This is a genomic window from Paraburkholderia bengalensis, assembly GCF_037126505.1.
Taxonomy (GTDB): Bacteria; Pseudomonadota; Gammaproteobacteria; order Burkholderiales; family Burkholderiaceae; genus Paraburkholderia; species Paraburkholderia bengalensis.
Genome location: NZ_JACFYJ010000034.1, coordinates 73,585 through 80,880, shown reverse-complemented (window position 1 = coordinate 80,880; position 7,296 = coordinate 73,585). Strand labels below are relative to the sequence as shown.

Here is a 7,296-nt window from a genome sequence, read left to right as displayed (position 1 = left end):
TTTGCTTACTTTCTTTGCGGCGGCAAAGAAAGTAAGTGCCGCCCCGCACAGGGGTAACGCCTGCGCCGCGAGGCGCTATCGCGGATGCCCGCGCAAAGGCAAGCACACACTGGCAACGCCCGCGCCGCGAAAGCACCATCGCGGATGCCCGCGCAAAGGGCAAACACACACCGGCAACGCCCGCGCCGAGAAGGCGCAAACGCCAACGCTAAGCGCGAATGGCCGCGCCAAGGGCATGCACCCCCTTCCGATGATCCGCCGCCAAAAACATATACATCGCGGGCACGACAAAAAGCGTGAACAGCGTCCCAATCGATAGCCCGGAAAAAATCACGAGCCCCATCGCGTTGCGCCCAGCAGCGCCCGCACCCGAAGCGATCACCAGCGGCAAAACGCCCAGCACCATCGCTGCCGTCGTCATCCGAGTTGGCCGCAAGCGCACGGCGGCCGCTTCCTCGAGTGCTTCGCGCTTGCCATGTCCCGCGCGCTGCAACTCGTTGGCGAACTGTACGATCAGAATGCCGTGCTTGCTGACGAGCCCCATCAGCGTGACAAGTCCAACCTGCGTGTAGATGTTCAACGTCGACAGCCCCAGATTGATAAAGATCAGCGCACCAATCAACGCCATCGGCATCGACACGAGAATCACCACAGGATCACGGAAGCTCTCGAACTGCGCAGCGAGCGCGAAAAACACGATGATCGTCGCGAACATCAGCGTCACCACGAAGCCGCCCGACTCCTGCAAGAACTGCCGCGACAGCCCCGAGTAGTCCGCCGTGTAGCCGGTGGGCGCGGCATCCGCGGTCGCCTTGCGCAGGAAGTCGAGCACTTCGCCCTGCGAGATGCCGGGCGCGACCACGCCGGAAATCGTCGCCGAGTTCAGTTGCTGGAAGTGATTGATCGATTCGGGCACGACGTTCTGCTTCAGATGCATGACCGTCGACGCCGGAATCACACTGCCGTCCGGCGTGCGCAAATAATAGTCGAGCACTGCGACGGGTTCAGGCGATCCGTTTGCAGCACCTGCGGAATCACCTTGTACGAGCGGCCGGCAAGCGAAAAGTAATTCACGTAATTGCCGCGGACTCCGAACGAAATAGCGGATGCAGAATTCAACAGCCCAATGCCGCGCATAGCGTAGCATGCGTCGTTGCGAACGCGATCATGCAGCCAGAGCTTTTAGGGGAATAGAAGCGGCGAACGGTCGGTAAACGTCAAATGGGACAGGCGCGCCGCATATGTCATGTGTTGACATATGCGGCATGCTTCAGATTGAGGATGAAGTAGGAAGCGATCGAACGTCGCTGCGAGGGGCGATTTAACAATCATGCAAGGGCACGCGCACAATCGCGGTCGGACCCTGCGTTTACCTGCCTGTGACATGTGCCCGCCGTGCACCGCTGCAAGCGCATGAAAGCTAGTGGATGCCCGCTCCGCGCTCGCCCGATACCGCTACCGTGCCCGGCTTGCGCAACATCTTGTCGACTTCGCCCGCATGCAGTTCTTCGACGGCGATCATCTGCCGCGCATACTCTTCGAGTGCGACGGAGCGGTCCTTCACGAGCGCGAGCAGATCGCGATACAGGCCGAGCGCGACTTCTTCGGCCACGAGCGACTCGTGCAGGATGGACGCGATGTCCGTCGTATGGGAATCGAGCAGCGGCCCGATGCCAAGCGACGGGTACTCGCCGAGCGTCGTGATCCATTCGCCCGCGAGATGCGCGTGCTGCAACGATTCGTCGGCTTGCTGGCGCAGCCACGACACGATGGGAATGCGCCCGAAGCCGAACACGAGAAACGAGTAATGTGTATAACGAACCACGCCCGCCAGTTCCGATTCGAGTATCTGGTTCAGCACGGCAATGACCTTGCCCTTGTCGATCTCTGACATGTGGCCCTCCGCGGCAGTCGTCGAAAATCGGTGCGACAAAGAGTTTCATTGTTGGCTGCACCTACTCAAAGATCAAGTGAATCGCGAGAACGCCGGCGTCAACGCGTGACGACGACGGGCACGCCCACGGGCTGCGCATAAACGATGCCGCGTGCCGGCACGACGGGATAAGCAGGCGCCGCGACGATGGGCACGGCGACGGTCGCGTAAGGCAAGGGTTTCGCGGGCGCGGGCGGCGGCAGGACGGCGACATAGGGCACGACGGCCCCCATGGGCGCGATGGGCACGACGTATGGCGGTTGCGGCGGCACATAGTTCAGCGTGCGGGCGGGCGCGTACCACACGGCGGGCACATAGGCGGCATGGACGAAGACGGTGCCTGCGAAAGCGCTCGTCGAGCAGGCGAGGCCCATTGCGGCGATGGCGGACGTGTAAGCAGAGCGAATGTTCACATGAAACTCCTTGAGCGGGACATGACGTTGCCGTCGACGTGCCAAACGATACGCAACGCATTCGCGTGATGGCAGCGATTACTTGTTTCATTCAATGTCGGAAAAAGCACGCTCATGTTTGAAGCGCTCGCTGCGCAATGAACGAAACGCGGCGAAACACGGCGAAACGCGGCGAATCGCGATGAGAGTTCGTGACGCGAGAGCCGACGACATGAATCGACATAACTTTGAAATTGCCATCGACGGTCCGCGCAACCAGAATTCGCTTCGCCAACGACGAATCGCAACACGACGTAGCGAAGAAGTTGAATCGAAACGATGGAGATGGGAAATGAAGAAGCTGATCGCTATGCTGGCTTTGTGCATTGCATCGACGGCCGCGATGGCCCAGACGGCGCCGCAACCGATGGCTGGGTCGCCACGCATGCAGCGCATGGAGCAGCAGTTGCAGGAGCGCTTCGCGGCCGCGAACACGACGCACGACGGCAAGCTGACGCTCGCTCAGGCGCAGGCGGGCATGCCGCGTATCGCGCAGTATTTCAATGAGATCGATACGCAGAAGCAGGGCTATGTGACGCTCGCGCAGATCGAGCAGTTCGTGGCGCAGCGCGCGGGATCGCACTGACGTAAGACGGGTCGGCATGACGCTACACTGTTGCAACGCAGGCTGTTGCATTGCAGCCTCCGACATCAGCGACGAAGGACGAAGGAGTCTATTCATGGACCGACCCGCCCGCATCATCGTGCTCGACGACGAAGCGGAATTGCGCAACATGCTGCAGCGCTTTCTGAGCGGACATGGGTTCGAAGTCCGCGCCGTCGAGAACAGCAAGCGTCTCGAACGTTATTTGCAGCGCGAGCCGTATGACCTGCTGGTGCTCGATCTGATGATCGGCGAAGAAGACGGCCTGCAGATCTGCGCAAAACTGCGGGCAGAAGGACACACGCTGCCCATTCTGATGCTCACGGCCAAGGGCGATCCGCTCGATCGCGTGATCGGCCTCGAAACGGGCGCCGACGACTACCTCGCCAAGCCGTTCCTGCCGCGCGAACTGGTGGCGCGGATCAACGCGCTACTGCGTCGCCAGAAGATCGCGTCGAACGATCCGACCGTCACCACGCAGACGCTGCGTTTCGGCGATTTCCGGCTCGATGTCGGCAAGCAGTGTCTGTATCGGCACGACGATCCCCTCGAACTGCATTCCGCGCAGATGCTGCTGCTCACGGCGCTCGCCGCGTCGCCGAACCGCGCGGTGAGCCGCGACAACCTGATCGCGCGAGCGCGCGGGCGCGATCACGATGCGCTCGATCGCAGCATCGACGTGCAGATCTTGCGGCTGCGGCAGGCGATCGAAAGCGATCCGTCGAAGCCGCGCTTCATCAAGACCGTGTGGGGCGTCGGCTACATGCTGGTCGCCGATGTCGACGCATGAACGCGCGCGGCGCCCGGAGCGGGTTGCGCTGGCTGCTGCCGCGCAGCGTGCTGGCGCGCAACATTGCGCTGCTGATCGTGCTGGTCGCGTTCAGCCAGATTTGCGCGCTGAGCGTGCTGGTGCATTACGTGCAGAAGCCGCGCATCGAGCGCGCAGCCGCCGTGTTCGGCACGTACATCAAGACGCTGGACAGTGCGCTCGCGGCATCGCCCGAGGCCGCGCGCGACACGCTTGTCGCACGCCTCGACGCGCGCAGCGATCCGCCCGCCGAAGCAGTGAGCGAACCGCGCGTGCGCCTGCTCGCGTTTTATCGCACGTATCAGCTCGCGACGTTTCTCGAGACACTGCGCGGCTATCTGCCCGCCGGCACGGAAGTCCGCTGGCAGGGCGCGCCGCATCCGCGCATGTGGATACGCATGCACGTCGCGAGCACGCCGTATTGGGTCGGCCTGCAGGTGCCCGAAGAAGCGCAGGGCGGGGGCTTGCTGACGGCCGTGCTGCTGTCGATCGGGCTCGCGATGCTGGCCGCGTTGACGGGCTTTGCATTGCAGGCGTGGCTGAACCGTCCGTTGCGCGAACTCGCGCAGTCCGCGCGGCGCGTGAGCGCGGGCGAGATGCCGCCGCCGCTGCCCGTCGACGGCCCGACGGAAATCGCGCAAGTGAGCAGTGCCTTCAACCAGATGACGCAGGCCTTGCAGCAGGCAGAAGCAACGCGCGCGCTGATGCTCGCGGGCATTTCGCACGACATCCGCACGCCGCTGACGAAGCTGCGCCTCGCGATGGCGATGGCCACGGGCACAGGGGGCGACGAGGCCTTCGTGAGCGCGGCGGAATCGTATCTCGACCAGATCGACACGATCCTCCAGCAGTTCATGGACTACGCGGGCAGCGGCGAGCGCGAAACGCCGCAAGCGGGCGATCTGAACGCGCTGATCAGCCAGTTGGCCGCGGACTTCGCGGGGCTCGGGCACGAGTTCGAGTTGCAGCTGGGCGAGTTGCCCGAACATGCATTCCGGCCCATCACGATGATGCGTCTCGTGATGAACCTGATGCAGAACGCCGTCGTGTATGGTCAGACGGGGCTCGCCGTCAGGACCTGGGCCGAGCCGCGCGCGATCGTCGTGGCCGTCGCCGATCGCGGCAAAGGGCTGAGCGCGGAGGAACTCGAACGGCTCAAGGCGCCGTTTCAGCGCGGCAAGAATGCGCACGGCAAGACGGGCGGCACGGGGCTGGGGCTCGCGATCGTCGAGCGCATCGCGCGGCTGCACGGTGGCACGCTGGAATTTCATCCGCGCGAAGGCGGCGGGCTCGAAGTGTGGGCTGTGCTGCCCATCCAACACGATGCGCTCGCGCGCGCTGACGCGGCGCCGGCTGCGGGCGAAGCCACGGCTGCGCCATCCGTCCATTGACACGAAGACTTTTCGCGCGCGAGCCGCTAATCTGTCGGCTGTCTTGATCTCGTCCGCCGACGCAGGGCGGTAACCGCGATGACACGTGTCGAACCTCCTTTCGATCTCGCACGCTTCGAAGACGAATGGCTCGAGGCCGACGGCTACGGCGGGTTTGCGTCGGGCACCGTCGGCACGTTGCGCACGCGGCGTTATCACGCGCTGCTGCTGACGGCGACGCGCGCGCCCGCGGGCCGTGTGGTGCTCGTCAACGGAATCGAAGCATGGGTCGACGCGAACGGCATCCGCTATCCGCTGACGATGCAGCGCTATGCGCCCGATATCGTGTATCCCGACATCGCCGCGTTTCTCGTCAGCTTCGATACGGCGCCGTGGCCGACATGGCGCTTCAGGATCGATGAACAGGCGTGCGTGATCGCGGAGCTGTTCGTCGCCAAAGACAGCTGCGAAACCGTGCTGCGCTGGCGCATCGAACACGAGAACCCAAGCGACGCGCGCGGTACGAGCGCGATCACGCTGCATGTGCGTCCGCTGCTGTCGGGCCGCGACTATCACGCGCTGCATCACGAGAACGGCGCCTTCGATTTCTCGGCGTCGGTCGAAGGCGCGTGCGTGCGGTGGCAGCCGTATCACGATCTGCCCGCCATATGCGCGGCGACGAACGGCGCATACGCGCACGCGCCCGACTGGTATCGCAACTTCTGCTATGCGCGCGAACGCGAGCGCGGCCTCGATTTCACCGAAGATCTCGCGACGCCCGGTCTCTTCACGTTCGATCTGCTCGCCGGTACCGCCGTCATGATATTGAGCGCCGCCCGTACGCCGCCGGATGCGCCGCCCGATGCGCCGCCCGATGCGCCGCCCGATACGCCGCCCGATACGCGCCGTCCACTCGATCACGCCGACGCGCTCGCGCAGGCAGAGGCCGGCCGTCGCGCGGCTTTCGCTTCGCGCCTGGAGCGATCCGCCGATGCGTATGTCGTGTCGCGATCGGCCGGCCGTACGATCGTCGCGGGCTTTCCGTGGTTCACCGACTGGGGCCGCGATACGTTCATCGCGATGCGCGGCCTGCTGATCGCCGCGGGCCGTCATGCGGAAGCCGAATCCATTTTGCTCGCATGGGCGGGCACGATTTCGCAGGGCATGTGTCCGAACCGCTTTCCGGATTACGGCGACGAGCCCGAATACAACTCGGTCGATGCGTCGCTCTGGTTCGCGGTCGCCGTGAACGATTATTTGTCGACGGGGCACGCGTCGAGCGGCACGCGGGAGCGTCTGCAGGATGCCGTCGATACGATCCTGTCCGGCTACACGCAGGGCACGCGCTACGGCATCCGCGCGGACGACGACGGCCTGCTGCGCGCGGGCGTACCCGGCGTGCAGCTCACGTGGATGGACGCGAAGGTCGGCGACTGGGTGGTGACGCCGCGCATCGGCAAGCCGGTCGAAGTGCAGGCGCTGTGGTTCAACGCATTGCGCATTGCAGCACAGTGGAATTCGCGCTGGCAGGCGAGCGCCGCGCGCGTGATGGAGTCGTTTGCGCAGCGCTTCGTCGATCCGCAATCGGGTGCGCTCTTCGATAACGTCGACGTCGATCATGTGCGCGGCACGGCGGATCGCTCGATCCGGCCCAATCAGATTTTCGCCGCGGGCGGGCTGCCGTTCGCGCTTGTCGAGGGGGAGGCGGCGCGCGCCGTGATCGCGCAGGTGGAAACGCATCTGCTGACGCCGCTCGGCTTGCGCACGCTGTCGCCGCAAGATCCCGCGTATCGCGGCCTTTATGCGGGCGCGCCGCCCGAACGCGACGGCGCCTACCATCAGGGCACCGTGTGGCCGTGGCTGCTCGGGCCGTTCGTCGAAGCATGGCTGCGCGCGCAGCGGCCCGACGCGGCAACGCGCGCAGCCGCCCGCGCGCGCTTTCTCGCACCGCTCGACGCGCATCTGGACCGTGCGGGCCTCGATCACATTTCAGAGGTCGCCGACGGCGACGCGCCGCATGCGCCGGGCGGCACGCCGTTTCAGGCGTGGTCCCTCGGGGAGCGGCTACGGATCGGGGTGCTGCTCGATGAGATTCAATACACGCGATGAGCCTGAATCGCACACCTTGT

At 64.7% G+C, this 7,296-nt stretch carries 6 protein-coding genes and 1 pseudogene; 4 read left to right on the top strand and 3 right to left on the bottom strand.

The window, feature by feature from the left end; all coding sequences use genetic code 11:
- Window positions 1-208 precede the first annotated feature (208 nt).
- The 3 genes and pseudogenes from H3V53_RS20730 to H3V53_RS20720 all read right to left on the bottom strand — a co-directional run.
- A pseudogene (locus tag H3V53_RS20730) lies at window positions 209-1,086 on the bottom strand (efflux RND transporter permease subunit); the annotation flags it as partial.
- 334 nt (window positions 1,087-1,420) lie between these two features.
- Window positions 1,421-1,894 (bottom strand): ferritin-like domain-containing protein, encoded by a 474-nt coding sequence (locus H3V53_RS20725; RefSeq protein ID WP_336599558.1) that lies wholly within the window; start codon window positions 1,892-1,894, stop codon window positions 1,421-1,423.
- A 98-nt stretch (window positions 1,895-1,992) separates the two neighbouring features.
- Entirely contained in the window at window positions 1,993-2,346 is a 354-nt protein-coding gene (locus H3V53_RS20720) for a hypothetical protein (protein WP_336599557.1), read from the bottom strand.
- Window positions 2,347-2,677: 331 nt separating this feature from the next.
- Here H3V53_RS20720 and H3V53_RS20715 point away from each other — a divergent pair, with 331 nt between their 5' ends.
- The 4 genes from H3V53_RS20715 to H3V53_RS20700 all read left to right on the top strand — a co-directional run bounded on the left by H3V53_RS20715 (window position 2,678) and on the right by H3V53_RS20700 (window position 7,276).
- Window positions 2,678-2,971: an EF-hand domain-containing protein gene (locus tag H3V53_RS20715; protein WP_336599556.1), complete on the top strand. Its 294-nt coding sequence runs from the start codon at window positions 2,678-2,680 to the stop codon at window positions 2,969-2,971.
- 94 nt (window positions 2,972-3,065) lie between these two features.
- Complete coding sequence (locus H3V53_RS20710) at window positions 3,066-3,779, top strand: response regulator (RefSeq protein WP_054919215.1); 714 nt, start codon at window positions 3,066-3,068, stop codon at window positions 3,777-3,779.
- Window positions 3,776-5,188, top strand: a complete 1,413-nt coding sequence (locus tag H3V53_RS20705) for an ATP-binding protein (protein ID WP_336599555.1) — start codon at window positions 3,776-3,778, stop codon at window positions 5,186-5,188. The genes H3V53_RS20710 and H3V53_RS20705 overlap by 4 nt, the downstream gene beginning before the upstream one ends.
- A 78-nt stretch (window positions 5,189-5,266) precedes the next feature.
- Window positions 5,267-7,276, top strand: a complete 2,010-nt coding sequence (locus tag H3V53_RS20700) for an amylo-alpha-1,6-glucosidase (protein WP_336599554.1) — start codon at window positions 5,267-5,269, stop codon at window positions 7,274-7,276.
- Window positions 7,277-7,296: the final 20 nt, after the last annotated feature.